This is a genomic window from Streptomyces sp. NPDC055632 (genome assembly GCF_053618675.1).
Genome location: NZ_JBSHHY010000008.1, coordinates 106,817 through 131,818, shown reverse-complemented (window position 1 = coordinate 131,818; position 25,002 = coordinate 106,817). Strand labels below are relative to the sequence as shown.

Sequence of the window (25,002 nt, the reverse complement as noted above, 5' to 3'; positions counted from 1 at the left end):
GCAGAACCCCTCATGACCACTGCCCCCGCCCGGAATGTCCCTCCGGCCGGGGGCAGTTCCCATGCGCGGGGCGGTTCCCATGCGCGGGGTCGGTTCCGCGCGGTGGTACGGGCCCGGGGGCGCCGCTCAGGCCGGCAGCGGCTCCGTGCCGATCAGCTCCGCGATCCGGTCCGGGGCCACCGCCCGCGAGTACAGCCAGCCCTGCCCCGTGTCGCAGCCGATCCGCCGCAGCCGGCTGGCCTGCCCGGCGGTCTCGACGCACTCGGCGGTGACCGTGAGCCCGAGCCGGTGCGCGAGCTGGACGAGCGCCTCGACGATCAGCTCGTCGGCCGGGTTGGCGTGCTCCTCGTCCTGGAAGCCGCGGACGAAGGAGCCGTCCAGCTTGAGCACGGAGACCGGGAGCCGGCTCAGATAGGCGAGGTTCGAGTAGCCGGTGCCGAAGTCGTCGATCGCGATCCGCACCCCCATGTCGCTCAGCGCCTGGAGCGCCTGGAGCGGGCGGCCCGCCGAGCCCATCACCGCGGACTCGGTCAGCTCCAGCTGGAGCAGGTGCGGGGCGAGCCCGGTCTCCGCGAGGATCCCGGCCACGTCCGCGACCAAATCGGAGTCCCAGACCTGGCGGACCGCCACGTTGACGCTCACGAAGAGCGGGCGCTCGCGCGGGTGGTCCTTCTGCCACTGCCGGGCCTGGTGGCAGGCGGTGCGCAGGATCCAGCGGCCCAGCTCCACGATGGAGCCGTCCTCCTCGGCGATCCCGATGAACCGATTCGGCGCGAGCGGGCCGAACTGCGGGTGGTGCCAGCGCACCAGCGCCTCCACCCCGCGCACGGCCCCGTCGGACAGGTCCACGAGCGGCTGGTACTCCAGGGCGAACTCCCCGCCCTCCACGGCCGGCCGCAGGGTGGAGGAGAGCGCCTGCCGGGTCATCCGGTGGGCGTTGCGCTCGGGGTCGAAGAGGGTCCAGCGGGCCTTGCCGTCCGCCTTCGCCCAGTACAGCGTGGTGTCGGCGGCCTGCATCAGGGCGGTCGCCGTCGTCCCCCGGCCGGAGCGCTCGACCACGCCGATGGAGGCGGAGACCGAAAGCCGCTGCCCGGCCAGGTCGAAGGGTTCCTGGAGCGCGTCGAGCACCGAGCGCGCCAGGTCCGCCACCTGCTCCGTCCCGGTGGACTCCTCGACCAGGATCGCGAACTCGTCCCCGCCGAGCCGCGCCACCAGGTGGCCGCCGCTGCGGGTGTAGCCGTCGCTGTCCGCGCACTCGGTCAGCCGCCCGGCGACGGCGGCCAGGAGCCGGTCGCCGACCCGGTGGCCGAGGGTGTCGTTGACCGCCTTGAAGCCGTCGAGGTCGATGTAGCAGAGGCCGATCCGCCCTGTTCTGCCATACCCGTGCGATTCGTACGACTCGTACGACCGGTGCGATCCGGGCCGCGTCCCGCCCTCCTGCCGGTCGGCGTCCAGGGCGGCCGAGAGGCGCTCGAAGAAGAGGGCGCGGTTGGGCAGCCGGGTCACCGGGTCGTGCATCTGGAGGTGGCGCAGGCGGGCCTGGAGCTCGCGCCGGTCGCTGATGTCCGCGATCGACAGCAGGACCCGCCGGTCGCCGGGCACGGGGGCGACGGTGACCTCGGCCCACAGCGAGCGCCCGTCGGGGTGCTTGAGGCGGCGGGTGCAGCGGAAGCGGGAGCGGCGGCCCCGCAGCACCTCGCGGTAGGCGTGCCAGGTGCGTCCGTCGGAGGCGAGGTCGACGAGGTCGGCGGCGGCCTGCTCGCGGAGCGCCCCGGGCTCGGTGCCGAGGAGGGCGCCGAGGGAGTCGTTGGCCGCGACGACCACGCCGTCCCGGTCGACGAGGGCCATGGCGAGCCGGGCGACCCGGAAGGCGGCGCGGTAGTCGCGGAGTTCGGCCTCCCGGCGTCCGGCGTCACGCTCCGTGAGGGCGGGCTCGGCCGTGCGTGTCTCCGCCGGCTCCTGGTGCACCGGTCCTTCGGGGGTTCCGCTCACCGCTCGCTCCCGTAGTGCAGTCGGGCCGGTCGTACGGGACGGGACGGTCGGCCGAGGAAGAGTGAGCCGATCATAGGGCCAGGCCGGGCGGCCGTTCCAGCTCAGGGGCGCCCCCGGGGGCCGTCCGGCGCTGTGAGGATCCCCACCGGACCACCCTGCCCGATCGTTTCTGCCCGGCTCTGACACGGGTCGTCGGAGGGGCGACCGAATGTGACTTTCCGTGAGCTGAATCGCGTCCGTGTCGCGTCGACGCGGTGGTGCGCACTCACCCGACCGGGGCAGTGGAAACGTGCGAAATTAAGCAAATCATCACAAGGTGGGTGGGGTGTCCCGCATTCGTGATCCGGAGGTCGACGTGAGGGGTCAGCAGCCACCCGGGGGAGGGGAGCGGCGCCCGCGGCTGCGCGCCGGCGCGGCCGCCTTCACCTCGCTCGCCGCCCTGGCCGCCACCGGGCTCGTCGCGGGCCCCGCCGTCGGCGTGCCCGCCGCGAACCCCTGCGCCCTGCCCCGCACCCAGGCCCACCACTCGCTCGGGCTCGACACCTGGAACGGCTCCTACCCGCGCCCGGACCGGGACCTCGACGCGGTCATGGTCTTCCTGTCCTTCCCGGACTCCGAGCCGCTCACCACCCCGGCCGAGCTCGCCGCCGACCACTTCCCCGGCACCGGCGACTTCTTCGAGCGCGCCTCCTACGGCCGCTTCACCCTGACCCCGCACGCCCGCACGGCGTGGACCCCGATGCCGCGCGAGTCGGGCGCGTACGACATACGGCGGGACTGGGACGCCGGGAAGCGGGCCGAGTACCTCCGCGACGCGGTCGCCGCCGCCGACGCGGACGTCGACTTCTCCCAGTACGACATCGTCTACCTGGTCGCGGACCCGGACGCGCCGGGCGTGGACTCCGACGCGACCAAGGTGGTCAACCTGGACCGCCCGCTGGAGGTCGACGGCACCGAGATCCGGCGGGTCGTCACGGTCTTCGAGCGGCACCCGCCCGACCGCAACGTCCTGGCCCACGAGACCGGCCACGTCTTCGACCTGCCCGACCTCTACCACCGGCCGGAGGACGGCAAGGGCGACTGGGACACCCACGTGGGCGACTGGGACGTCATGGGCAGCCAGTTCGGGCTCTCCCCGGACCTCTTCGGCTGGCACAAGTGGAAGCTCGGCTGGCTCTCCCGGGCACAGGTGACCTGCGTCCAGGGCCCGGAGCCCCGGGTGGTCGGCCTGGAGCCGACCGACGCCCCGGCCGGGGACGGCGGCGCGCTCGGCACCCGGCTCGCGGTCGTCCGCACCGGGCCCGACAGCGTCCTCGCGATCGAGGCCAGGAGCGACGCCGGGAACAACACCGAGACCTGCACGGAGGGCGTGCTCGTCTACCGGGTGCGGGGCACCACGGCCTCCGGGGACGGCCCGGTCGAGGTCGTGGACGCGCACCCGCGCACCGAGGCCTGCTGGGAGCGCTCGGTCTACCCGCCGCTCGCGGACGCCCCGCTGGAGGAGGGCGAGACCTTCACCGTGCCCGGTTCCGGGGTCCGGATCGAGGTCATGGACCGGTCGGGGTCGGACGTCTGGACGGTCAGGATCAACCCGGCGGAACGCGACTGACCACGGGCCCCTGGTCCCGGCACACGAAGAAGCCCCCCGCTTCCGCGGGGGGCTTCTTCCGTCTGTGCGCCGCCAGGGACTCGAACCCCGGACCCGCTGATTAAGAGTCAGCTGCTCTAACCAACTGAGCTAGCGGCGCCTGCTGACGTCGTAGACATTAGCACCCGGATCGGCGGGAGGAAAAATCGATACCCGCACGTCGGCGGCGGAAGCCGCCCGGACGGCCCGCACACAGGCCCAGAGCACGACCTCGGGGCCGGGCAGCCACGGGTGACGGGTGTCGGGGGCCACCAGCCAGCGGGGCCCGGCAGCGTCGGAGGGGGCGAGCGGCGGCACGGTCACCGCGTCCCCGAGCCCGTGACAGAGCGGCCGGGGCACCGCGTCGCCCCACTCCTCCCAGTCGAGCAGGGCGGGCAGCCGCTGGGCCGTGCCGGGCGCGGCGAACAGCATCATCCGGCCCCGGTGGACCGCGACGGGCCCCGACCCCGGGCCCTCCGTCCACAGCCGGTCCAGCATCCGGCGCCCGAAGACCGGGTCCACGTTGACGACGTCGAAGACCGTCCCGCAGGGCAGCGCGGCGGGCGAGGCCGGCCGGGACTCCCAGCGGGCGAGCGCGGTCCCCCGCCCGCCGGCGGCCGAGGCCAGCCAGGAGGCCCCGTCGGCGGTCACCCGGGCGGTCTGGTGCCGCTCCTCGTCGCCCTCCCGGAGGAACCGGAACACGTCGTGCGGGGTCTCGTCGCGCAGCCACGTCGTCATGCGTCCAGATGTACCGGGAGTGACGGGACGGTTTCCGAGGGTTCGCGGAATCCCGGACAGGAGGGGTGGCGGAGGAGTATCGTGCGCCCTCGGCATATGCCAGGGGTGGTTTTCGGTCACCGCGCGTGCCTCCGGCCATGCGCGCCCCCGCATCGCGCCCCCGTGCTCCAGGACGACGCCCGCGCGCCCGTGCGCCCTCCGGACCCCGGGCCGGCTCAGTCCTCCGCCGGCCGTCCGCCCGCCCGGATGAGGTCGCGACCGAACTCGATCATCTTGCGGGCGTAGTCCTCGGTCCACTGGGCCCGCTCGGCGACGTCGGCCACCGTCAGCCGGTCGAACCGGCGCGGGTCGGCCAGCTGCGCCGCCGCGATCGCCTGGAACTCGATCGCCCGGTCCGTCGCCGCCCGGAACGCGAGCGTCAGCTCCGTCGCCCGGGACAGCAGCTCCCGGGGATCCTCCAGCGACTCCAGGTCGAAGAAGTGCTCCGGATCGGCGGACGCCTCGGCAGGCTCGAAGATCAGCGGCGCCGGCCGAAGCCGCCGCTGCCCGCCCCGCTCCGCGGATTCCGCCATCGTCGTTCTCCTCTTCGCACAGGTCTCGCACGGGCGTGTCCGCACCCGGACCCGACCGCGCACGGACACGGCCCGGAACCCCGGGCCGCCCTCCATTGTCCCGCGCCCCGCAAGAGCGCGAACCCCGGACCGCGCGCCCCGGGTCCCGTCCCGCGGCCCGGAGCCGAGACCTCCGGCCGCGCCCCGGGGCTCACGGCGTCCAGGTCACCCGGTGTTCCTCCAGGTGGGAGAGGACCGCGTGGTTCGCCTCCCAGCCGTCCGGGAACGAGACCGCCACGCCCAGCCGGACCGGTTCCGTCGACGGGTGTTCGTCGAGGAGGTCCGCCACGCCCGCGCGGCACACCACCACGCACGCGTGCCGGTGCCGGGAGGCCAGGACGCACAGGCGGCCCGTCTCCAGGTGGAAGGCGGTCGCGTCCGGGCGGCCGGACAGCGGGTGGAGGACCACCGTCACGTCGTACTCGCGCCCCTGGAGCCGGTTCGCGGTGTCCACCGTCACCCCGGACACGCCCAGGTCCGCGAGCGCCGCCCGGACCGCCGCCGCCTGGTCGCGGTGGGCGGTGCCGACCGCGATCCGGTCGGGCGTCAGGGGCACGGGGTGCTCCGCGCGCTCCGAGACCGCCGCGCCGCCCCGGTCCAGGAGCCGCCGCACCACCAGGGCGATCGCGCCCACCGCCTCCGGGTCGGTGCGCGGGGTGTGCCGGGCCGGGAGCTCCAGCAGGCCCCAGCCCGACTCGGCCGCCTCGTCCAGGACCCGGTCCGGGCCCGAGCCGTCCGACGGCACCCCGAAGGACAGCTTCCGGTCCCCGTGCCCGGTGCCGCTGCGGAACGGCGTGTACGGGTAGAACGCGTCCGACACCAGCGGCGCCGCCGACGCGGGCAGCCGCCACGACACCGGAAGGCGGTGCTGCGGCAGCTCCGGATTGTGCGCGAGGAGGGTCGAGACCGCGCTCGCCGACGGGTCGTACGCCAGCCCCGCCCACTGCTCCGCGCCCACCACCGAGAACGGGTCCAGCTGCCCCGGGTCGCCCACGAAAAGGGCCCGCTCGAAGAGCCCCGCCACCGCGAGCAGCGCGTCCGAGCGCATCTGGTAGGCCTCGTCCACGATCGCGTGCGCCCACGGCTCGACGTTCTTCACGTGCCCCCACTTGGCGGCCGTCGAGATCACCACCGGAAGCCCGGCCAGATCACCCGCCTTCGCCGACTTCCGTACGTTCTCCAGGTCGTCGAGCGCCTTGTCGTACGGGTCGGAGTCGCTGGAGTGCAGCCGGCCCACCTCCAGGTCCGGCTCCTTCTCGGCGAGCCGCAGCACCAGGTCGTCCACCTGTGCGTTCGTCTGCGCGACCACCATCAGGGGGCGCCCGGCGGCGGCCAGTTCGAGGGCGGCCCGCACGACGAGCGTCGACTTGCCCGCGCCCGGCGGGGAGTCCACCACCACGCCCCGCGACGTGCCGTGCAGGGTGTCCGCCAGGATCGCGGCCGTCGCGCGCCCGGCCTCGGCGGAGGGGTCGAACACGGTCACGGCACGTCCTCGGGGGTCACGGGGTCGAACACGGTCACAGGACGTCCTCGGGGGTCACGGGGTCGGGCAGTTCCACGGCGTCCGCCCGGGGCGGGCCGCCGTGCGTCCAGGGGGTTTCCTCCGGGTCCGGCAGCTTCGGCCCGGTCCGCTGGTCGTGCTCGAAGAGCGTCCAGGCGATCCGCTCGCCCTTCTCCGGCACCGAACCCTCCGCGGGCTCCTTCGACCGGCCCATCCGGTCCAGGACCCGGAGCACCAGCGCGCCGTCCTCCTCGTGGCGCACGAACTCCGCCGTCTGCGGCTTCCCGTCGAGCGAGCGGTACACCCTCACCCGCTCGTCCAGGTGCGGCCGGTCGTCCGTGCGGACCGTGAGCAGCGGCCGGGGCGCGGGCCGCTTCGACTCCGTCCACGCCATCGTCACCTCCACCACCTCCGCCGCGAACGCCTCGCCCGCGAGCCGCCGACCCGCCAGGACCAGCGGGTCGTCCAGGGCCTCCTGCGCCTCCAGCTGGCCCTGCGCCTGCTCGCGGGCCGCCAGCTTCCGCGCCGCCGTCACCGCGTCGTCCCGGCGCGGCTGCGGCGGCTCGCCGGCCGCGACCCGGTCCCGGTGGGCGGTGAAGGACCAGCGGTCCCGGGTCCAGCGGTCCCCGACCCTGGCCCCCTCCGGCAGCTCCCGCAGCAGGCCGACCGCCCGCCACACCGCCTCCCACGTCGGCTTCAGCTGCGAGACGACGAGCCGGCGCACCTCCCGCTCGGCCGTCAGCAGTTCGCCGAGGGCCCGCTCGGCCGCCTCGGGGTCCTCGGCCGCGCCGGACGCCTGCCGGGCCCGGTCGTACCGCTCGATCGCGGGCGCGAGCAGCCGGTTGTCGAAGGCCGGGTCCGTGGCGGGCCCGGCGGGCGGGCAGAAGAGCTGCCCCCGCTCGTCCCGGCCCGCCTCGGCGCGCAGCGCCCCCTCCCGGCCCGGCATCCCGTCCTCCGGGTCGATCCAGGCGAGCAGCGCGCCCAGGTGCTGGTCCTCCAGGGAGGACTGGCCGGTCGCCCAGTGCCGGTTGAGCAGGTCCGTCGCCGCGAGCAGCAGCGAGGAGCCGGGCACCCGGGCCCGCTCCCCGAAGTGCGTCAGCCAGCGCCCGAGCAGCGGCACCCGGGGCGGCGCGGGGAACGGCGTCTCCGGGTCCTGCTCGGCCGTCCGCCGGAACCGCGTCGACCGCCCGAGCAGCCGCACGTACTCCACGCCCGCCCGGCTCGGCACGATCAACTGCGGGGCGTCCGCGCACAGTTCGACCTCGACCCGCACCTTCTTGCCCGTCTCGGCGTCCGTCTCGTTGCGCTCGATCAGCTCGACGACGTCCGCGAACGCGTCGACGTACGGCAGGACCTCCTCGGCCAGGTCCGCGAGGAACGCGAACCGCAGGTCCCGGTCGCGGGGCTGGGGCACCACCAGGAGCCTCGGCTCCTCGGGGTCGGTGCCGACGAGCGCGCCCAGCGGGGCGCCCGCCTCACCGGCGGTGGTCAACGGCACCAGGACGAGCGGCCGTTCGGACACGCGCCGGTGCCGCACGGTCGCGAGCGGCTGCGCCCGCCCCGACTCGACGGCCTCCATCCGGGCCAGCGTGGAGATCAGCGACATGCGAGGCCCTCCCGGGGCGCGGTGCGGGAAAGGGACGTCAGCAGGGGCATTCGACAGGCTCCCGGGGGATGCGGGCGGGCGCCGACGCCAGCGCCTCCTCGCGCAGGGCCCTGGCCCGCCGCAGGGCCGCCACCGCCGGGTCGTCCGGGTCGCCCGCCTCGCCGCGCGCCGCCGCCAGGACCGCGCCGACCGTCGTCAGACCGCCCAGCTCACCCCGTACCGAACGGCCCAGGGTCTCCACCGCGCCCGTCTCCCGCGACCGCGACCGGCAGTGGAAGGCCAGCTCGCAGGCGGCCAGGCACTCCGGCGCGTACTGGTGGGGCACGGACTCCACCGACGCCGTCAGCTCCTCCGGCGAGCGCTCCGCCACGTCGAAGCTGACGCCCTCCGGCAGCGCGTCCGCGATCTCGTCGATCCGGGTGAGCCGGTCCAGCTGGCGCCGGGTCACCGACCGCTGCTTGCGCACGTCGACGACCGAGGCCGTCGGCACGTTCGAGAAGTCCTTCGGGCAGACCAGGAGCACCGAGTGCGCCACCCGCGCGCCCTCCGTGACCGCCGCCACCCGTTCGAGCGCCAGCACGTACACGGCGGCCTGGCGGGCCGCCGCGCCCACCTTCGCCGCGTCGGCCGAACCGTCCACCGTCGGGAAGGACTTGATCTCGACCACCGTCCACCCGCCGCCGGGGCGCACCACCACCGCGTCCGGCTCCAGGTAGACCGGGGAGCCCGCCACCTCCAGGGCGAGCAGCGGATGGTCGAGCAGCGTCCACCCCCCGGACCCGGTCGCCTCCCGCAGCGCGAGCGCCGTGCGCGCCACCCGGCCCTCGGGCCCGGCCGCCGACAGGTCGGGCACGGACACCTCGCCGGGCTCCTCCACCCCGAGCAGCCGCAGCAGTTCGCGCCCGCCGTCCGCCTTCACCTTCGCCTCGAAGGAGTTGCCCCGCACGATCGCGAACTGCGACTGCCCGAACGGGGCCGGGGAGCCGAGCTTCGCCGCGAGGGCGGACTTGTCGACCCCGGCGCCGTCGAGCAGGGCCCGCCGCCGGCAGCCGGGGTTGGCGGCGAGCGCCGCGAGCGCCCGCGCGTCCAGCGGACGCGGTGCGACCCCCGGTCCGCGCAGCTCAGCGAGCAGGTGTCGACGTGTCGTCTGCGGCGGTCGCGACGGACCGCTGTCCGGGGATGTGCTCACCCGCGAAAGTCTCGCATCCCCCACTGACAACCGGAGGGGCTTCCCCCGTTCCGGCCCCTGCTCCGGCCCCCGTTCCGCCCTCCTTCCCGCTCCCCGTTCCCGCCGTCCGGACCGCCGTCCCGCGCAGCCGGTCGACCACCCGCAGCGCGTGCGGGGCGAGGAGGAACCCGGCCCCCATCACGGCCGCCCCCGCGACCGCGTCGAGCAGGTAGTGGTTGGCCGTGCCCATCACCACCACCGTCGTGAGCAGCGGATACGCCACCCCGAGCGCCTTCACGAGCGGAGTCCGCCCGTACCGCCACAGCATCACCCCGCACCACAGCGCCCACCCCACGTGCAGACTGGGCATCGCCGCGTACTGGTTGGTCATCCCGCCGAGCCCGCGCGGCGCGCTCGCCTCGCCGCCCCACCAGCCGTACGCGCTGAAGTGGGCCATCGTGTCGGTGAATCCGTGCGCCGCGTCGAGCAGCCGGGGCGGACAGGTCGGCAGCAGCGTGAAGCCGACGAGCCCGAGCAGGGTGGCGGCCATCAGCCAGGCGCGGGCCGCCCGGTAGTGCGCGGGCCGCCGCCGGAACATCCACACCAGGACCACCGGGGTGACCAGGTAGTGCAGCGTGGCGTACGCGAAGTCCGCCGGGATCCCGAGCGCGGGGACGTCCGTGAACAGCCGGTTCAGGGGGCGCTCGGCGTCGATCCCGAGCAGCCCCTCCAGACGCAGGATCGCGAGGCCGTGGTCGACGGCCGAGGCCTCGTCGCCCCGCACGAGGAGCCGCCCGCCGGTGTAGGCCGCGTACACGACGCCGATCAGTGACAGCTCGGCCCACCAGCGTGGCTTGCGCATGGACAAGGTCCCCTCCCGTAAGGCGTACGGCCCGGGGGAGGGGACGCCGGAGGGCACCCGGAGGTTGCCCGCGTGTCGCCCCGAATTCAGGTGGGCGATGATGGAAGGAGCACGTCCGCACCGCGAACCTCTGGAGAGCCTTCCCATGGCACCGCGCATCCTGCTCGCCCGGCACGGCCAGACCGAGTGGTCGCTCCTCGGCCGCCACACCGGCAGGACCGACATACCCCTGCTCGAAGAGGGGCGCCGCGGCGCGAAGCTGCTCGGCGAGCGCCTGCACCGCGGCCCCTGGCAGGGCCTGCCCGGCGTGGAGGTGCGCACCAGCCCCCTGGTCCGGGCGAGCGAGACCTGCACCCTCGCCGGCTTCGGCGACCGGGCCGAGCCCTGGGACGCGCTGATGGAGTGGGACTACGGGGCGTACGAGGGCCTCACCCCGCCCCAGATCAAGGAGCGGCAGCCGGACTGGTTCATCTGGCGCGACGGCGTCCCCGGCGGCGAGACCCTGGCGCAGCTCTCGGACCGCGCCGACGAGGTCGTGGAGTGGGCCCGCTCCGCCGACCGGGACGTCCTGGTCTTCGCCCACGGGCACATCCTGCGCTCCATCGGCGCCCGCTGGCTCGGCGAGGACGTCTCCTTCGCCGCCCGCATCCGCCTCGACCCGACGAGCCTCTCGGTCCTGGGCTGGGCGTACGGCGACCCGGCGCTCGAACGCTGGAACGACACCGGACACCTGGAGCAGTAGGCCCTTGGCCTCAGCGGACCGCCGCCAGCACCCGGCCCGTCTCCGCGAGGAGTTCGCGGATGCGGGCCGAGGCGATGCCGTCGAGGGAGTCCACCACCCGGCGCGCCTCCGCCGCCGCCTCGTCCGGACGGCCCGCGTGCGCCAGGTCCCGGGCGAGCTGGGCGCGGTAGAGCGCGAGGTTCCGGGCGAAGTGCGGGTTCTGCAGGACCGTGGCCCGGTGGGCGTGGCGGGCGGCCCGGCCCCAGTCGCCGAGCACCGACCAGCACTGGGCCTCCTGCGCCTCCCGCTCCGGCTCCCCGAAGAAGGACATCCACTCCGGGTCCCCGTCGGCCGGGCCCCGGTCGAAGAAGGAGTGGGCGCGGCCGAGGGCCCGCTCGCAGGCGGACCGGTCGCCGAGCGCCGCCCACGCGCACGCCTCCCGCAGCGAGAGCAGGGAGAGCAGCCGGGCCGAGTCCAGGGACCGCGCGGCCCGCAGCCCGGCCTGCGCCGCCCGGACCGCCTCCCGGTGGCGGCCGGTGTCCCGGGCCAGGAACGACGTGTTGCAGAAGGCGTGCGCCTCCAGGGCCGCGTTCCCGGAGCTCCCCGCCACGCGCGCGGTCGCCAGGGCCTCGGCGTAGTGCGAGCGCGCGTCCTCGTGCCGGCCCGAGTCGTGGGCCAGCCAGCCGACGGAGAGGGAGAGTTCGCCCGCGCCCGCGTGCAGCCGGTCCTCGGTGGAACGGCGGGCCGTGGTGCCGTCGTCGAGCAGCGCGTACGCGGTGCGGAGCGGCTGGGCGGCCACCTTGTAGAGCCCGTCGGCGCCGTGCCGGTCGTCGAGCAGCCGGATCCGCCGCACGGCGTCCTCGACGGCCCGCACCTCGGTCTCGCCGATCCGGTGGGTCCCGCGGGGGCTGGGGATCGCGACGGCGGGGCCGCCGAGTCCCAGCGAGGCGGCCGCCAGGGTGGCGGAGCCGCTCGTCATGAATGCGCGACGCAGCACGTCGCTCTCCTCATCGTTCCGGGTCGTGGAGGCGGCGGGGGACGGCGCCCCGGCCGGGACGGTCTGCCGCCGGCCGCGCACCGTCTCCCGTGCGGAGAACCCCAGGTCGGAGAGGCCGAGTCCGGGGAACATGTGCAGGAAGACCCGCTCGTACGCGTAGTTCGGGCAGCGGATCTCGCCCGCCTCCACGCGCCCGATGTAGCGGGCGTCGCACGCGACCTGTTCGCCGATCTCCCGCGCCGCCCGGCGGACGGCCGCGGCGAACTCCGCCGGCGACTGCTGTCCGCGGAGCCTGCGGAAGGCGAGGTTGGGAACTGCCCGTGACATCGCCATGGCCGAGCCCTCTCCTGGTGCTGCCGGGTGGTCCGGCGGCAGAAACGTACCCGCTGTGACCGAATGCCTACGCAGAGTTTGGCTACAAATCGGATATCTCGCCTGCGATCTGCCATGAACTGCCATCCTTTGCGGCGGGAAACCGCCGTAGCCGTTGACGCGCACGGGCGTTGAACCGTAAGGAGAGACGGAACGTGTCTCCTCATGGAGCGAGGAGGGGTCCCATGTCGGAGATCGGTTCACAGTCGGCCGCCCGGCCCGTGCCCGCCCCGGGCGCCGCCGGGGCCGAGTCCGCCGCCGAAGCCTGGGACCTGGTCACCGTGCCGGTCCGCCAGGGCCTGGAGGCCGTCGACATCCTGCGCCGCACCGGCGCCCCCGCCGTCGGCCCGGTGGTGCACGACGGCACCTGCGACACCCTGGGCTTCCTGGTGCCGCCCGGCACCGCCGCCGCCTGGGACGTGCCGGGCAGCGCCTGTACGCGCACCTCGGGGCGCGGCCTCCGCCTCCCCGAGCTGCCGGAGCTGCCCGAACCGGCCGGCGGCGCCCCCCGCCCGGCCGGCTGGCTGCTGCCGCCCGGCGACACCGACCCGGTCACCGACCCCGCCGTCCTGCGCGAGGCGCTCGGCGAGGCGGCCCGGCTCATCGAGGCCGCCGACGGCTGCCGCTGAGCCCGTCGCGTTCCCCGGCGCGTCGTGACCGGTCCGATCGTCCGATAATGGACCGATGGCCAGGAACAAGCAGCGTGACCGGGCGGCGGCGGCCCCCCTCACCGAGACCGTCGACGGCGGTCTCGCCGAACTCGTACCCGACCGGGAGCGCCCGCGCGCCTGGACGCTGCTCGTCGACGGCGCCCCGCAGTCGCACGTCGACCTGGACGACCCGACGTACCTCTCCTTCGAGTACCAGCGGCGCCTCGGCCACGTCGCCGACCTCACCGCCCCGCCCCACCGCCCGATCCAGGCCGTGCACCTCGGCGGCGGCGCCCTCACCCTCGCCCGCTACGTCGCCGCGACCCGGCCCCGCTCCACGCAGCAGGTCGTGGAGCTCGACGGGCCCCTGGTCCGCTTCGTCCGCCGGGAACTGCCGCTCGACCCCGGCGCCCGCGTACGGGTCCGCTCCACCGACGCCCGCGCCGGCCTCGCCAAGGTCCAGGACGGCTGGGCGGACCTGATCATCGCGGACGTGTTCGGCGGAGCCCGCACCCCCGCCCATCTGACCAGCACCGAGTTCCTCGCCGAGGTGCGACGGGCGCTGAGGCCCGGCGGCCTCTACGCGGCGAACCTGGCCGACGGCCCGCCGCTGGCCCATCTGCGCGGCCAGATCGCCACGGCCGCCGCCGTCTTCCCCGAACTGGCCCTGACCGCCGACCCGACCGTGCTGCGCGGACGCCGCTTCGGCAACGCGGTCCTGCTCGCCTCCGACCGGGAGCTCCCGGTCGCCGAACTCACCCGCAGGGTCGCCACCGACCCGCACCCGGGCCGGGTCGAACACGGGCGACCCCTCGCCGACTTCGCCGGGGGAGCGGCCCCGGTCACCGACGCGAGCGCCAAGCCGTCACCGGCCCCGCCGGCCTCCGTCTTCCGCTAGGAATGCGGACAGCCGGACAGCCGGTCAGACCGCCCGGTCCTCGATCTCCACGCGGGGCGCGGTGTCGTGCCACACGCAGAAGACCGACAGCTCGCGGCCGTCCCGGGTGAAGGTCACCCGGATCCAGGTCGTCTGCTTCCACACCTGCATCTGCCAGCCCGAGGCGGGCGTCGCGGAGACCAGTTCGGCCGAGGTCTCCCCGAGGTCGAAGGCGACCCGGCCGCCGTCCACGGCGTAGCTCTTCACGTTCGTGCCGGAGCCGGACTCCGGTCCGGAGCCCCCGCCCGTGCCCGAACCCGTCTTCGGCGGCGGGGCCGCCGGGGTCTCCGCCGTCGGGCTCGGGCGCCGCGACGGAGTGCCGGAGGGGGTGTCGGACGGGGTGGCCGAGGGCGTCGGACCGCCGCCCGGTCCGGTCCCCGGCGCGCCGGACGCGGACGGGTCGGGACCGGGATACCGGGTCGAGGAGGTCAGCGGACCGCCGTCGGGACCGTGCGTCCCGTCCGCGGCCCAGAGCGGCACGGGCAGCGCGCGCGGCGGGTCGTACACGGTTCCGGACAGCACGGTGTGCACCCCCCACCAGGACAGGGTGACCGCCGCGCCGGTGGCGAGCGACCAGGCAAGGGCGTGGACCAGTCCTCTTCGCACCGGCCCATAGTGCACCACCCCCGGCCGTTCCGAATCGGAGGGTGGACATTGTCCGATGATCCGTCCGCATGGCGTACGGTGCCGCCCATGGCAAGTGTGCTCGTGGTCGAGGACGACCAGTTCGTGCGCTCCGCCCTCATCCGGCAGCTCTCCGAGGCGTCCCACACCGTACGGAGCGTAGGCACGGCACTCGAGGCGCTGCGCGAGGTCGCCCATTTCCGTTTCGACGTGGTCATCCTCGACCTCGGACTGCCGGACCTGGACGGGTCCGAGGCGCTCAAGATGCTGCGCGGCCTCACCGACGTGCCGGTGATCATCGCGACCGCCCGGGACGACGAGGCCGAGATCGTACGGCTCCTCCACGCGGGGGCCGACGACTACCTCGTGAAGCCCTTCTCGGTCGACCACCTCTCCGCCCGGATGGCCGCCGTCCTGCGCCGCGCCCGGTCCGGCGCCGGCGAGGCACCGCCCTCCCGGGTCATCCGGGTCGGCGGGCTCACCGTCGACCCGCTGCGCCGCCAGGCGGAACTGGACGGCACGCCCCTGGACCTGACCCGGCGCGAGTTCGACCTGCTCGCCTTCCTCGCCGGACGGCCCGGCGTGGTCGTCCCGCGCAGGGAACTGCTCGCCGAGGTGTGGCAGCAGTCCTACGGCGACGACCAGACCATCGACGTCCACCTGTCGTGGCTGCGGCGCAAACTGGGCGAGACGGCCGCTCGGCCCCGCTACCTGCACACCCTGCGCGGGGTGGGCGTGAAGCTGGAGCCGCCCGGGGAGCCCCGGCCGTGAGATGGGCGCTCGTCAAGGTGTGCCTGGCCGTCACCGCCATGGTCGTGGTCGCCTTCGCCGTCCCCCTCGGGCTCGTCGTCAAGGAGATGGCCCGCGACCGGGCCGTCTCCAACGCCGAACGGCGGGCCGCCGGGCTCGCCCCCGTCCTCGCCATCACCACCGACCGCGACGAACTCGACAAGGCCGTCGCCACCACCGAGGACGGGGCCGCCGGCCGGCTCGCCGTGCACGTCCCCGCCGAGGTGCCGGGCGGCGCGCCCCTGGAGATCGGCACCCGCCGGGCGGGGGAGAAGGAGCTCACGGCCACCCGGGAGCTCGGTCGGGCCTCGATCACGGAGGTCCCCGGCGGCTTCGCGCTGCTCCAGCCCACCGCGCTCAGCAGCGGCCGGGTCGCGGTCGTCGAACTCTTCGTCCCCGAGGGCGACGTGTCCAACGGCGTCGGCACCGCCTGGCTGGTCCTCGCCGGGGTCGGCGCCGCCCTGATCGTCGGCTCCGTCGCCGTCGCCGACCGCCTCGGCGTCCGCATGGTCCAGCCCGCCCAGCGGCTCGCGGGCGCCGCCCACGACCTGGGCGAGGGTCGGCTCGGCGCCCGGGTCCCCGAGGAGGGGCCGCCGGAGCTCAAGTCCGCCGCCGTCGCCTTCAACTCGATGGCCGACCAGGTCGTCCAGCTCCTCGCCAACGAACGGGAGCTGGCCGCCGACCTCTCCCACCGGCTGCGCACCCCGCTGACCGTCCTGCGGCTCAACGCGGCCTCCCTCGGCTCCGGTCCGGCCGCCGAGCAGACCCGCGCGGCCGTCGAACAGCTGGAGCGCGAGGTCGACATCATCATCCGCACGGCCCGGGAGGCGAAGCCGCAGACCCAGGCGACCGGCCCCGGCGCGGGCTGCGACGCCGCCGAAGTGGTGCGCGAGCGCATGGACTTCTGGTCGGCGCTCGCCGAGGACGAGGGGCGCCGGGTGCGGGTCGCGGGCGTCGAGCGCCCGGTCCGCATCCCGGTCGCCCGGCCCGAACTCGTCGCCGCGCTCGACTCCCTCCTCGGCAACGTCTTCCGCCACACCCCGGAGGGCACGGCCTTCTCCATCGACGTCCACAACGGCGACGACGCCGTCATCGTCCTGGTCTCCGACGCGGGCCCCGGCATCGCCGACCCCGCCGCCGCCCTGGCCCGGGGCAACAGCGGCGGCCGGGACGGCTCCACGGGCCTCGGCCTCGACATCGTGCGGCGCGTGGCGGAGGGCACCGGCGGCGACGTCCGCATCGGCCGCTCGGTCCTCGGCGGTACGGAGGTCCGCGTCTGGATCGGCCTCGGCGGACGCGCCGGCGCGGGCGGCCCGGCGGGCGCGCACGGCACGAACGGCCGCCGGGGCCACCGCCCGACCCGCCGCAGGCGCGGGGGGACGGGGACGCGACGGGCACGGGAGGGCTGAGCTCCGGGGCGTGTCCGGGGTCCACGGGGGACGAACTCCGGGACGTGTCCGGGGACCCAGGAGGCGAAGTCCGGGCCGGGCGCGAGGACCACGGGGGACGGACTCCGGGCCGGACCCGCCCTGGCCGCCGAACCTTTCCCGGTCCCGATGGGCGCCTTAAGCGGACCCTAAGGATCCCCACCCCCGCCCCCGATCCCCCGCTTTGTCCGTTCCCCGCTCGCTAGCGTGCTGCCGCACCCCCACTTCCGCACGCAGAGGCAGGCACGTCATGGGCACCCGTTCGCATCGGCGCAGGGCGAGTACGAGGACCAAGGCCGTCGCGGCGGTCGTCACGGCGGTCGTCGTCGGCGGCGCGGCCTTCGCGCTCACCGGCACCGCCCAGGCCGCCTCCGTCGGCGCCGCCTACACCCGGACCAGCTCCTGGACCGGCGGCTACACCGGCCAGTACGTCGTCACCAACGAGACGTCCGCCGCCCAGTCGGACTGGACCCTGGAGTTCGACCTCCCGGCCGGCACCACCATCGGCTCCCTCTGGAACGGCGAGCACACCGTCTCCGGCCGGCACGTCACCGTGAGGCCCGCGAGCTGGAACCGGCAGCTGGCCCCGGGACAGTCCGTCACCGTCGGCTTCGTCACCTCCGCCGCGGGCGAGGCGGGCGACCCCGCGAACTGCCTGATCAACAAGGCGTCCTGCTCGGCCGGAGGCCCCGCACCCACCCCCAGCGGCCGCCCCACCGACCAGCCCACCGCCACCCCCACCCCCACGGCGACGGCCAAGCCGACCCCGACCGCGACCGCCACCACGGCCCCCGTGCCGACCCCCACGCGGACGCAGACCCCGGCCCCGACGCCCACCCCGACGGCCTCCACGCCGGCCCCCGTCACCGGCGCGAAGTTCGCCCCGTACGTCGACACCTCGCTCTACCCGGCGTACGACCTGCTCGCCACCGCCGACGCCACCGGCGTGAAGGAGTTCAACCTCGCCTTCATCACCTCCGGCGGCGCCTGCGCCCCGCTGTGGGGCGGGGTCACCGACCTGGCGAACGACAGGGTCGCCGCCCAGATCGGCGCCCTGCGCGCCAAGGGCGGCGACGTCCGCGTCTCCTTCGGCGGCGCCGCCGGCCACGAGCTGGCCCTGAACTGCTCCTCGGCCTCCGCGCTCGCCGCCGCGTACGGCAAGGTCGTCGACCAGTACGGGCTGACCAAGGTCGACTTCGACGTCGAGGGCGCGGCCCTGCCGGACACCGCCGCCAACACCCGCCGCTCGCAGGCGATCGCCGCGCTCCAGAAGGACCACCCGGGCCTGAACGTGTCCTTCACCCTGCCGGTCATGCCCGAGGGCCTGACCCAGCCGGGCGTGGACCTGCTCGCCGACGCCAAGCGGAACGGGGTCCGCGTCGACGCCGTCAACATCATGGCGATGGACTACGGCCCGGCGTACAGCGCCGACATGGGTACGTACGCGATCCAGGCCGCGACCGCGACCCAGGCCCAGATCAAGGGCGTCCTCGGGCTCTCCGACGCGGCGGCCTGGAAGGCGGTCGCCGTCACCCCGATGATCGGCGTCAACGACGTCACCACCGAGATCTTCACGGTCGACGACGCCACCCAGCTCGTCGACTTCGCGAGGACCAAGGGGCTCGGCTGGCTCTCGATGTGGTCCTCGACCCGTGACAAGCAGTGCCCGGACGGCGCCGTGAACCGCGCCGACGCCACCTGCTCCTCGATCCTCCAGCAGCCGCTGGCCTTCACGAAGGCCTTCGCCGCCCACCGGTAGGACCCCCGAAGAACCACTGTGCCCCCCACCCCGCGCGCCCCGGTCGTTCCCCCCCTCGACCGGGGCGCGCCCCCTTTCCCGTACGGAAGCGACGTAGGGGAACGACGTACGGGAACGACGAAGGCCCCGGTTCTTCCGAACCGGGGCCTCCGTCACACAGGGTGAGTAACGGGACTCGAACCCGCGACATCCTGGACCACAACCAGGTGCTCTACCAACTGAGCTATACCCACCATGACCGGCGGTTTTCCCGAAGGTTTCCCCGACCGGCCGAGAAGAAGTCTACAGGGTCCCGAAGGGTGCTCGCGCCCACGTTTCCCGGAGGGGCGTGCGGGGCGCGAGCGTACGGTCATTCCGAGGAGAGGACGTGGCGCGCCGCGATCCGCTTCGCGGTCTCCGAGTCGGGGCCGGGCTGCGGGACGAAGACCGCCTCGCGGTAGTAGCGCAGCTCGGCGATGGACTCGCGGATGTCGGCGAGCGCCCGGTGGTTGCCGTTCTTCTCCGGACTGTTGAAGTACGCCCTCGGGTACCAGCGGCGGGCCAGCTCCTTGACCGAGGAGACATCGACGATCCGGTAGTGCAGGTGGCCCTCCAGGGCGGGCATGTCGCGGGCGAGGAAGCCGCGGTCGGTGGAGACCGAGTTCCCGCACAGCGGCGCCTTGCCGGGCTCCTTGACGTGCTCGCGGACGTAGGCGAGGACCTGGGCCTCGGCGTCGGCGAGCGTGGTGCCGCCCGGCAGCGCGTCGAGCAGCCCCGAGGCCGTGTGCATCTGGCGCACGATCTCCGGCATGGTCTCCAGGGCGGCGTCCGGTGGGCGGATCACGATGTCCACGCCGTCGCCGAGCACGTTCAGTTCCGAGTCGGTGACCAGTGCGGCCACCTCGATGAGTGCGTCGTCCGTCAGCGAGAGCCCGGTCATCTCGCAGTCGATCCACACCATGCGATCGTTCATGCGTCCACCTTAGGGGGTGCGCGGGAGGATCGGACCTGGCCCGGCAGCCCGACGGGCGCCCGGGGGAGGTGCCCCCGGACGCCCGTCGTTCCTGCGGTGCGCGGCTTGTGGCCGCGGGTCTCTCGGTCACGGCGCCCCGGTCACGGCGCGCTGCGCTGCCCCGGCAGGGAGGGCCGTCCGGACGCGTAGGCGTCGGACGGCGGCTTCCCCGGCTCCAGCGGCGGGCCCGGCCGCCGTACGCCGGCCGTGAGCTGGGCGGGCACGATCGGGTCGAGCACCGTCGTGCCGGTCTCGCCCTGCGGACGCCGGGCGCGGTACGCCGCCCGGTAGGCCGCCGGCGAGGAGCCGAGCTGGCGCCGGAAGTGGCCGCGCAGGGCCACCGGGGAGCGGAAGCCGCACCTGCCCGCCACCTCGTCGACCGAGTAGTCGGAGGTTTCGAGCAGCCGCTGCGCCTGGAGCACCCGCTGGGTGATCAGCCACTGGAGCGGGGCCGAGCCCGTGAGGGAGCGGAACCGGCGGTCGAAGGTCCGCCGTGACATGTACGCGCGCGCCGCGAGCGTCTCCACGTCGAACTGCTCGTGGAGGTGTTCGAGCGCCCAGGCGACGACCTCGGCCAGCGGGTCGGCGCCGATCTCTTCGGGTAAAGACCTGTCGAGGTAGCGCTCCTGACCGCCGCTGCGCCGCGGCGGGACGACCAGCCGGCGCGCCAGGGCGCCCGCGGCCTCCGTGCCGTGGTCGGTCCGCACGATGTGCAGACACAGATCGATTCCGGCCGCGGTGCCGGCGGAGGTCAGTACGTCCCCGTCGTCGACGAAGAGCTCCCGCGGGTCCACGTGGACCGACGGATAGCGCTTGGCGAGCGTCGGCGCGTACATCCAGTGCGTGGTCGCCGGGCGGCCGTCGAGCAGTCCGGCCGCGGCCAGGACGAACGCCCCGGTGCACAGCCCGACGATCCTGGCCCCCTCCTCGTGTGCGCGGCGCAGCGCGTCGAGCGCCTCCGGCGGCGGCGGCGAGGTGATCGACCGCCAGGCCGGGACGACGACGGTGCCCGCCCGGCCGATGGCCTCCAGGCCGTACGGCGCGGTGAGTTCGAGCCCGCCGGTGGTCCGCAGCGGTCCTTCCTCGCCGGCGCAGACGAGCAGCCGGTAACGTGGCACTCCGGCGTCCTGCCGGTCGATGCCGAACACGGAGAGCGGGATGGAGCTCTCGAAGATGGGGCCGCCGCTGAACAGCAGCACCGCGACGACTTCGCGACGGCGGCGCCCGGACAGTTTCCGTCCGGCCTCCGCTGCGGTGGAGTCCTGGCTCATGACGCTAAGCCCCCCTCGGTGTTCGCGTCTCCCTGGTCGTGTCGCTCCTGCACGTTTCCCCTCGGTTTTGCACGAGACCCCAGTCTTCGGTACCCATGATCGAATCTACTGCGTCCCGTGGCGCCGGCGTGACAAGTTCTCCAACCGGTGGATTGTCGACAAGGCAACTTGGCGCGAAGCGATCGCTGGCGAGGCGTCGTGCCCGGAGGCTCGCGAGGGGTGCGCCGGGGGGATGAACGCCCCGGTACACGGGGGGTCTGACCCCTTGGGACGGGGCTTCCGGGGGTGTCGGGCCCGAGGTTGGCCAATCGTTACGCCAAGGACTCGCCGGGCACCGGAAGTTGGCTGAAAACATATGGGCTCGGGTGTGCGAGCCTGTCAACTCGAAGGGGGTTCGGAGCGTCCGGGGACCCCTTCCGGAACTAGTGCCGGCGTCCGTCGCGCGCGGTCTCCGCGCGGAGACCCCGCTCCGAGCGCCGCAGCAGCAGCCGGCAGGCCGCCGTCACCGAGACGAGGCCGAGGGCGGCCCCGGCCGCCCCGGCGAGCGAGGTGCCGTAGACGACGAGCACCACCGGGACCAGGACGCAGCAGAAGGCCGCCCAGCGGACGACCTCACCGGCGGCCTGCTCCCCCTTGTCCCTCTTCTCTCCCGCTTCCGCGGATGCGGGAGGGGCGTCGGTGCGGCGGTGGGCGCGGGGCGCGGCGAGCGTCGGGGTGGGGACGGCGGAGGACCGGGCGGCGGCGGTCGGCGGTACGGGCACGGGCGCTCTCCCTGCGACGGTGGGGCGGACCTGTGGCAACGAGGAACGGAGCGCTCCGGTCACTCTCGGCGACGACCGTTCGGCCCTGCGCGGGGTTCCGGCCCCGGCCCCCGGGCGGACGCCTGTAGGACACAACCGGCATTGCCAGATCCCGAAGCGCTCGTGCATGCTCCCTGGAACGCCGCGCGCGAGCGGTGTGCACGCCGGGCGGGACGCGGTGGGCCCTGGGCAGGAGAGGAGTGCCGCCGTACCCTTGGGGGTATGGGCTTGGGAAGATGATTCCCGGACACAGCTCCGCCGTCACCCGTCGTTCCTCTCCCCCTTCTCCCGTCCCTTCCCACGAGGACCCTCTTCGCCGAGACACCGATGGCCGGTCACGAATTCTCCGAACCCGCGGACCGCAAGCGCGTCGCCGACTCCACGGTCGACCCCCTCGCGGTAGAACAGCCACGTCATGCCTGCGACCCGGCCTTCCGGCACGGTGTCGTCGTCGGCTTCGACGGCTCCACGTCCAGTGAGCGCGCCCTCGCGTACGCCATCGGCATGGCCCGCCGCTCCGGCTCGGGCCTGATCATCGTGCACGTGGCCAACCGGCTGCCCACCACGGTGTGGGCCGGCTGCGAGCCCCCCGTCTTCGTCGACGTGCCGGACCACCGCACCGAGGTCCTCGGTCTGGAGCTGGCCTGCGCCGAGCACCTCGCCGAGGTGCCGTGGATCCTGGTCGAGCGCGGCGGCGACATCTGCCACGAGCTGGAGGAGGTCGGCCGGGAGTACTCGGCCGACGCGATCGTGGTCGGCTCCACGCACGGGATCGTCGGGCGGATCTTCGGCTCGGTGGCCGGCCGCCTCGCGCGCCGCGCCCAGCGGCCCGTCGTCGTCATCCCGTAGCCGCCGTCCCGTTCCCCGCGCTTCCCCGTCACTCCCCCAACTGCCGCCATCCGGCCATAATTTCGGCCTTCCTCAGGTGAATTGTGTACTTGTGAAGGGTAGATAAAGGCCACGGAACACAGCAGCTCACGCAGCACGACTGCGCATCTGAAGGGAGCCCGCCGTGGACAACGACGTCGCCGCGGGAAACACCAGCTCCACGCTCGGCCACCTCGCACTCGGACTGACCCTCCTGGCCTTCGGCCTGGGCGGCACCGGTGTCATCGACAACGTCGCGGCGACGGACGCCGCGGGCCTCGCCACCTGGGTCGGCGGGGTGACGCTCTTCCTCGTCGGCCTGCTCGCGCTGCGCGCGGGCGACACCCGGGAGGGCATGGCGTACACGGCGCTCGGCGCCTTCTGGTTCACCTGGGGGACCGCCGTCGGCGGCGGAGCCTCGGCCGACGCCGTGGGGGTCTTCCTGCTCCTGTGGGCGCTCCTCGCGCTCACGCTGACCCTGGCGGCCTCGGGCGGCGGGCTCTTCGGACAGGGCGTGTACGGGCTGCTGTTCGTCGCGCTGGTGCTGCTCGGCATCGGCGCCCTGGCCGGCAACGGCGGCCTCGGGAAGGCGGGCGGCTGGGTCGCCGCCGTCGCCGGACTGCTCGCCTGGTACGGCGCCACGGCCGCCGTCGCGGGCTGGCCGACGGCGCTCCGGCGCCGGACGGCCGAGAGCGCCCCGGCCGCCGCGGGCTAGTCCGGGAAGTACGACGGTCCCCGTGCACGGGAGGTGTGTGCACGGGGACCGTCGTGTGTCAGGTCGGGCGGCGCCGGGGGACAGGCCCGGCGGCGGGTCCGGGGGACAGGCCCGGACCCCGCTCGCTACTCGACCGTGACGGACTTGGCCAGGTTGCGCGGCTTGTCGATGTCGCGGCCCATGGCGAGGGCGGTGTGGTACGCGAAGAGCTGGAGCGGGATGCCCATGAGGATCGGGTCCAGCTCGTCCTCGTTCTTCGGGACCACGAGGGTGTGGTCGGCCTTCTCCTGCGGCTGGTGCGCGACCGCGAGGATGCGGCCGCTGCGGGCCTTGATCTCCTCCAGGGCGGCGCGGTTCTTCTCAAGGAGGTCGTCGTCGGGGACGATCGCGACCGTCGGCAGGGCCGGCTCGATGAGGGCCAGCGGGCCGTGCTTGAGCTCGGAGGCCGGGTAGGCCTCGGCGTGGATGTAGGAGATCTCCTTGAGCTTGAGGGAGGCCTCCAGGGCGACCGGGTAGCCGCGCACGCGCCCGATGAACATCATCGACTGGGCGCCCGCGTACTCCTCGGCGAGGCGCTTGATCTCGTCCTCGCCCTTGAGGATCTCCTCGATCTGGGCGGGCAGCTTGCGCAGGCCCTCGATGATCCGCTTGCCGTCGGTGACGGACAGGTCGCGGATGCGGCCGAGGTGCAGGGCGAGCAGCGCGAAGGCGGTCACCGTGTTGGTGAAGCACTTGGTGGAGACGACGCAGACCTCGGGACCCGCGTGGACGTACACGCCGCCGTCGGCCTCGCGGGCGATGGCGGAGCCGACCACGTTGACGACGCCGAGGACGCGGGCGCCCTTCCGCTTGAGCTCCTGGACGGCGGCGAGGACGTCGTAGGTCTCGCCGGACTGGGAGACGGCGATGTAGAGGGTGTCGGGGTCCACGACCGGGTTGCGGTAGCGGAACTCCGAGGCCGGCTCGGCGTCGGCGGGGATGCGGGCCATGGACTCGATGAGCCCGGCGCCGATGAGGCCGGCGTGGTACGAGGTGCCGCAGCCGAGGATCTTGATGCGGCGGATGGTGCGGGCCTCGCGCGGGTCCAGGTTCAGGCCGCCCAGGTGCACGGTGGAGAAGCGGTCGTCGATCCGGCCGCGCAGGACGCGGTCGACCGCGTCGGGCTGCTCGGAGATCTCCTTGTGCATGAAGGTGTCGTGGCCGCCCATGTCGTAGGAGGCGGCCTCCCACTCGACGGTCTCCGGGGTGGCGGTGGTGGTCGCGCCGGAGGTCGTGTAGGTGCGGAAGTCGTCGGCCTTGAGGGTGGCCATCTCGCCGTCGTCGAGGGTGACGACCTGGCGGGTGTGGGCGATCAGGGCGGCGACGTCGGAGGCGACGAGCATCTCCTTCTCGCCGATGCCGAGGATGACCGGCGAGCCGTTGCGGGCGACGACGATGCGGTCGTTGAAGTCGGCGTGCATCACGGCGATGCCGTAGGTGCCCTCGATGACCTTCAGGGCCTCGCGGACCTTCTCCTCCAGCGTCTCGGCCTCGGAGCGCGCGATGAGGTGGGTGATGACCTCGGTGTCCGTCTCGGAGGCGAAGACGACGCCGTCGGCCTCCAGCTTGGCGCGGAGCTCCTGGGCGTTGTCCACGATGCCGTTGTGGACGACGGCGACCTTGTTCTCGGGGTCCAGGTGCGGGTGCGAGTTGACGTCGCTCGGCGCGCCGTGGGTGGCCCAGCGGGTGTGGGCGATGCCGGTGGTGCCGGTGAAGCGCTTGGGGACGCGGGCCTCCAGGTCACGGACCCGGCCCTTGGCCTTCACCATCTTCAGGCCGGTGGCCTTCGGGCTGGTGACGACCATGCCGGCGGAGTCGTATCCGCGGTACTCCAGGCGCTGCAGGCCCTCGAGCAGCAGCGGTGCCACGTCGCGCTTACCGATGTAACCGACAATTCCGCACATAAAGGTGAAACCCCTCCAGGTCAGTGGATGTACT

General features: G+C 74.3%; 22 protein-coding genes and 2 tRNA genes. 9 read left to right on the top strand and 15 right to left on the bottom strand.

From position 1 onward, the window contains the following. Positions 1 to 126 precede the first annotated feature (126 nt). Positions 127 to 1,992 carry a putative bifunctional diguanylate cyclase/phosphodiesterase gene (locus tag ACWGSR_RS13925; RefSeq protein WP_453566360.1) on the bottom strand — a complete coding sequence of 622 codons (1,866 nt, stop codon included), beginning with the start codon at positions 1,990 to 1,992 and terminating at the stop codon, positions 127 to 129. 325 nt (positions 1,993 to 2,317) lie between these two features. Here ACWGSR_RS13925 and ACWGSR_RS13920 point away from each other — a divergent pair, with 325 nt between their 5' ends. After that, positions 2,318 to 3,601 (top strand): M6 family metalloprotease domain-containing protein, encoded by a 1,284-nt coding sequence (locus ACWGSR_RS13920; RefSeq protein WP_453566357.1) that lies wholly within the window; start codon positions 2,318 to 2,320, stop codon positions 3,599 to 3,601. Positions 3,602 to 3,666: 65 nt separating this feature from the next. Here the strand turns inward: ACWGSR_RS13920 and ACWGSR_RS13915 are convergent. From ACWGSR_RS13915 to ACWGSR_RS13885, 7 genes are all read right to left on the bottom strand, one after another. Then, positions 3,667 to 3,740 (bottom strand) — tRNA-Lys (locus ACWGSR_RS13915). Then, positions 3,731 to 4,357, bottom strand: coding sequence for a hypothetical protein (locus ACWGSR_RS13910; RefSeq protein ID WP_376231503.1), 627 nt, complete (start codon positions 4,355 to 4,357; stop codon positions 3,731 to 3,733). The genes ACWGSR_RS13915 and ACWGSR_RS13910 overlap by 10 nt, the downstream gene beginning before the upstream one ends. 215 nt (positions 4,358 to 4,572) lie before the next feature. Next, the gene (locus tag ACWGSR_RS13905) at positions 4,573 to 4,929 is read right to left on the bottom strand and encodes a hypothetical protein (protein ID WP_376231506.1); all 357 of its coding nucleotides are present in this window, start codon (positions 4,927 to 4,929) and stop codon (positions 4,573 to 4,575) included. 190 nt (positions 4,930 to 5,119) lie between these two features. Next, positions 5,120 to 6,451, bottom strand: coding sequence for an AAA domain-containing protein (locus ACWGSR_RS13900; protein ID WP_453566353.1), 1,332 nt, complete (start codon positions 6,449 to 6,451; stop codon positions 5,120 to 5,122). 34 nt (positions 6,452 to 6,485) lie between these two features. Then, positions 6,486 to 8,075, bottom strand: coding sequence for a hypothetical protein (locus tag ACWGSR_RS13895; RefSeq protein WP_453566351.1), 1,590 nt, complete (start codon positions 8,073 to 8,075; stop codon positions 6,486 to 6,488). A 37-nt stretch (positions 8,076 to 8,112) separates the two neighbouring features. Continuing rightward, positions 8,113 to 9,264, bottom strand: coding sequence for a hypothetical protein (locus ACWGSR_RS13890; protein ID WP_376231514.1), 1,152 nt, complete (start codon positions 9,262 to 9,264; stop codon positions 8,113 to 8,115). Then, the gene (locus tag ACWGSR_RS13885) at positions 9,197 to 10,105 is read right to left on the bottom strand and encodes a phosphatase PAP2 family protein (protein WP_453566348.1); all 909 of its coding nucleotides are present in this window, start codon (positions 10,103 to 10,105) and stop codon (positions 9,197 to 9,199) included. Before ACWGSR_RS13885 ends, ACWGSR_RS13890 begins: the two co-directional genes overlap by 68 nt. Positions 10,106 to 10,250: 145 nt before the next feature. Between ACWGSR_RS13885 and ACWGSR_RS13880 the strand changes: the two genes are divergently transcribed. Further along, positions 10,251 to 10,847, top strand: coding sequence for a histidine phosphatase family protein (locus ACWGSR_RS13880; protein ID WP_453566345.1), 597 nt, complete (start codon positions 10,251 to 10,253; stop codon positions 10,845 to 10,847). Positions 10,848 to 10,857: 10 nt separating this feature from the next. Here the strand turns inward: ACWGSR_RS13880 and ACWGSR_RS13875 are convergent, their stop codons facing one another. After that, positions 10,858 to 12,156, bottom strand: a complete 1,299-nt coding sequence (locus tag ACWGSR_RS13875; RefSeq protein WP_376231521.1) for a tetratricopeptide repeat protein — start codon at positions 12,154 to 12,156, stop codon at positions 10,858 to 10,860. 224 nt (positions 12,157 to 12,380) lie between these two features. Here ACWGSR_RS13875 and ACWGSR_RS13870 point away from each other — a divergent pair, with 224 nt between their 5' ends. Then, complete coding sequence (locus ACWGSR_RS13870; RefSeq protein WP_376231523.1) at positions 12,381 to 12,824, top strand: hypothetical protein; 444 nt, start codon at positions 12,381 to 12,383, stop codon at positions 12,822 to 12,824. Between the two features lie 55 nt (positions 12,825 to 12,879). Continuing rightward, on the top strand, positions 12,880 to 13,743 hold the full coding sequence (locus tag ACWGSR_RS13865; RefSeq protein WP_376231525.1) for a spermidine synthase: 864 nt from the start codon (positions 12,880 to 12,882) through the stop codon (positions 13,741 to 13,743). Positions 13,744 to 13,767: 24 nt separating this feature from the next. Here ACWGSR_RS13865 and ACWGSR_RS13860 read toward each other — a convergent pair whose 3' ends face one another. Then, positions 13,768 to 14,388 carry a hypothetical protein gene (locus ACWGSR_RS13860; RefSeq protein ID WP_453566343.1) on the bottom strand — a complete coding sequence of 207 codons (621 nt, stop codon included), beginning with the start codon at positions 14,386 to 14,388 and terminating at the stop codon, positions 13,768 to 13,770. 87 nt (positions 14,389 to 14,475) lie between these two features. Here ACWGSR_RS13860 and ACWGSR_RS13855 point away from each other — a divergent pair, with 87 nt between their 5' ends. From ACWGSR_RS13855 to ACWGSR_RS13845, 3 genes are all read left to right on the top strand, one after another. Then, positions 14,476 to 15,177 (top strand): response regulator transcription factor, encoded by a 702-nt coding sequence (locus ACWGSR_RS13855; protein WP_376231529.1) that lies wholly within the window; start codon positions 14,476 to 14,478, stop codon positions 15,175 to 15,177. Next, complete coding sequence (locus tag ACWGSR_RS13850) at positions 15,174 to 16,604, top strand: ATP-binding protein (protein WP_453566340.1); 1,431 nt, start codon at positions 15,174 to 15,176, stop codon at positions 16,602 to 16,604. Before ACWGSR_RS13855 ends, ACWGSR_RS13850 begins: the two co-directional genes overlap by 4 nt. Positions 16,605 to 16,872: 268 nt before the next feature. Then, positions 16,873 to 18,381, top strand: a complete 1,509-nt coding sequence (locus ACWGSR_RS13845; RefSeq protein WP_453566336.1) for a glycoside hydrolase family 18 protein — start codon at positions 16,873 to 16,875, stop codon at positions 18,379 to 18,381. 160 nt (positions 18,382 to 18,541) lie between these two features. Here ACWGSR_RS13845 and ACWGSR_RS13840 read toward each other — a convergent pair. The 4 genes from ACWGSR_RS13840 to ACWGSR_RS13825 all read right to left on the bottom strand — a co-directional run bounded on the left by ACWGSR_RS13840 (position 18,542) and on the right by ACWGSR_RS13825 (position 21,404). After that, positions 18,542 to 18,614: transfer RNA gene (locus ACWGSR_RS13840), tRNA-His, on the bottom strand. A gap of 116 nt (positions 18,615 to 18,730) precedes the next feature. After that, positions 18,731 to 19,333: an oligoribonuclease gene (gene orn / locus ACWGSR_RS13835; RefSeq protein ID WP_453566333.1), complete on the bottom strand. Its 603-nt coding sequence runs from the start codon at positions 19,331 to 19,333 to the stop codon at positions 18,731 to 18,733. A gap of 140 nt (positions 19,334 to 19,473) precedes the next feature. Continuing rightward, positions 19,474 to 20,643, bottom strand: a complete 1,170-nt coding sequence (locus ACWGSR_RS13830; RefSeq protein WP_376231535.1) for a helix-turn-helix domain-containing protein — start codon at positions 20,641 to 20,643, stop codon at positions 19,474 to 19,476. Between the two features lie 422 nt (positions 20,644 to 21,065). Next, a complete protein-coding gene (locus ACWGSR_RS13825) occupies positions 21,066 to 21,404 on the bottom strand; it encodes a hypothetical protein (protein WP_376231537.1) in 339 nt (112 codons plus the stop codon). Positions 21,405 to 21,770: 366 nt separating this feature from the next. Between ACWGSR_RS13825 and ACWGSR_RS13820 the strand changes: the two genes are divergently transcribed. Next, positions 21,771 to 22,292 carry a universal stress protein gene (locus ACWGSR_RS13820; RefSeq protein ID WP_376231539.1) on the top strand — a complete coding sequence of 174 codons (522 nt, stop codon included), beginning with the start codon at positions 21,771 to 21,773 and terminating at the stop codon, positions 22,290 to 22,292. 163 nt (positions 22,293 to 22,455) lie between these two features. After that, on the top strand, positions 22,456 to 23,025 hold the full coding sequence (locus ACWGSR_RS13815) for a GPR1/FUN34/YaaH family transporter (RefSeq protein WP_453566329.1): 570 nt from the start codon (positions 22,456 to 22,458) through the stop codon (positions 23,023 to 23,025). 125 nt (positions 23,026 to 23,150) lie between these two features. Here ACWGSR_RS13815 and glmS read toward each other — a convergent pair whose 3' ends face one another. Next, positions 23,151 to 24,968, bottom strand: a complete 1,818-nt coding sequence (gene glmS / locus ACWGSR_RS13810) for a glutamine--fructose-6-phosphate transaminase (isomerizing) (RefSeq protein WP_376231545.1) — start codon at positions 24,966 to 24,968, stop codon at positions 23,151 to 23,153. Positions 24,969 to 25,002: the final 34 nt, after the last annotated feature.

Coding starts and splice junctions, on each gene's coding strand:
- ACWGSR_RS13910 (WP_376231503.1), bottom strand. CDS start 4,357: ATGACGACGTGGCTGCGCGACGAGACCCCGCACGACGTGTTCCGGTTC.
- ACWGSR_RS13905 (WP_376231506.1), bottom strand. CDS start 4,929: ATGGCGGAATCCGCGGAGCGGGGCGGGCAGCGGCGGCTTCGGCCGGCG.
- ACWGSR_RS13895 (WP_453566351.1), bottom strand. CDS start 8,075: ATGTCGCTGATCTCCACGCTGGCCCGGATGGAGGCCGTCGAGTCGGGG.
- ACWGSR_RS13885 (WP_453566348.1), bottom strand. CDS start 10,105: ATGCGCAAGCCACGCTGGTGGGCCGAGCTGTCACTGATCGGCGTCGTG.
- ACWGSR_RS13880 (WP_453566345.1), top strand. CDS start 10,251: ATGGCACCGCGCATCCTGCTCGCCCGGCACGGCCAGACCGAGTGGTCG.
- ACWGSR_RS13875 (WP_376231521.1), bottom strand. CDS start 12,156: ATGGCGATGTCACGGGCAGTTCCCAACCTCGCCTTCCGCAGGCTCCGC.
- ACWGSR_RS13870 (WP_376231523.1), top strand. CDS start 12,381: ATGTCGGAGATCGGTTCACAGTCGGCCGCCCGGCCCGTGCCCGCCCCG.
- ACWGSR_RS13865 (WP_376231525.1), top strand. CDS start 12,880: ATGGCCAGGAACAAGCAGCGTGACCGGGCGGCGGCGGCCCCCCTCACC.
- ACWGSR_RS13855 (WP_376231529.1), top strand. CDS start 14,476: ATGGCAAGTGTGCTCGTGGTCGAGGACGACCAGTTCGTGCGCTCCGCC.
- ACWGSR_RS13845 (WP_453566336.1), top strand. CDS start 16,873: ATGGGCACCCGTTCGCATCGGCGCAGGGCGAGTACGAGGACCAAGGCC.
- orn (WP_453566333.1), bottom strand. CDS start 19,333: ATGAACGATCGCATGGTGTGGATCGACTGCGAGATGACCGGGCTCTCG.
- ACWGSR_RS13830 (WP_376231535.1), bottom strand. CDS start 20,643: ATGAGCCAGGACTCCACCGCAGCGGAGGCCGGACGGAAACTGTCCGGG.
- ACWGSR_RS13820 (WP_376231539.1), top strand. CDS start 21,771: ATGGCCGGTCACGAATTCTCCGAACCCGCGGACCGCAAGCGCGTCGCC.
- glmS (WP_376231545.1), bottom strand. CDS start 24,968: ATGTGCGGAATTGTCGGTTACATCGGTAAGCGCGACGTGGCACCGCTG.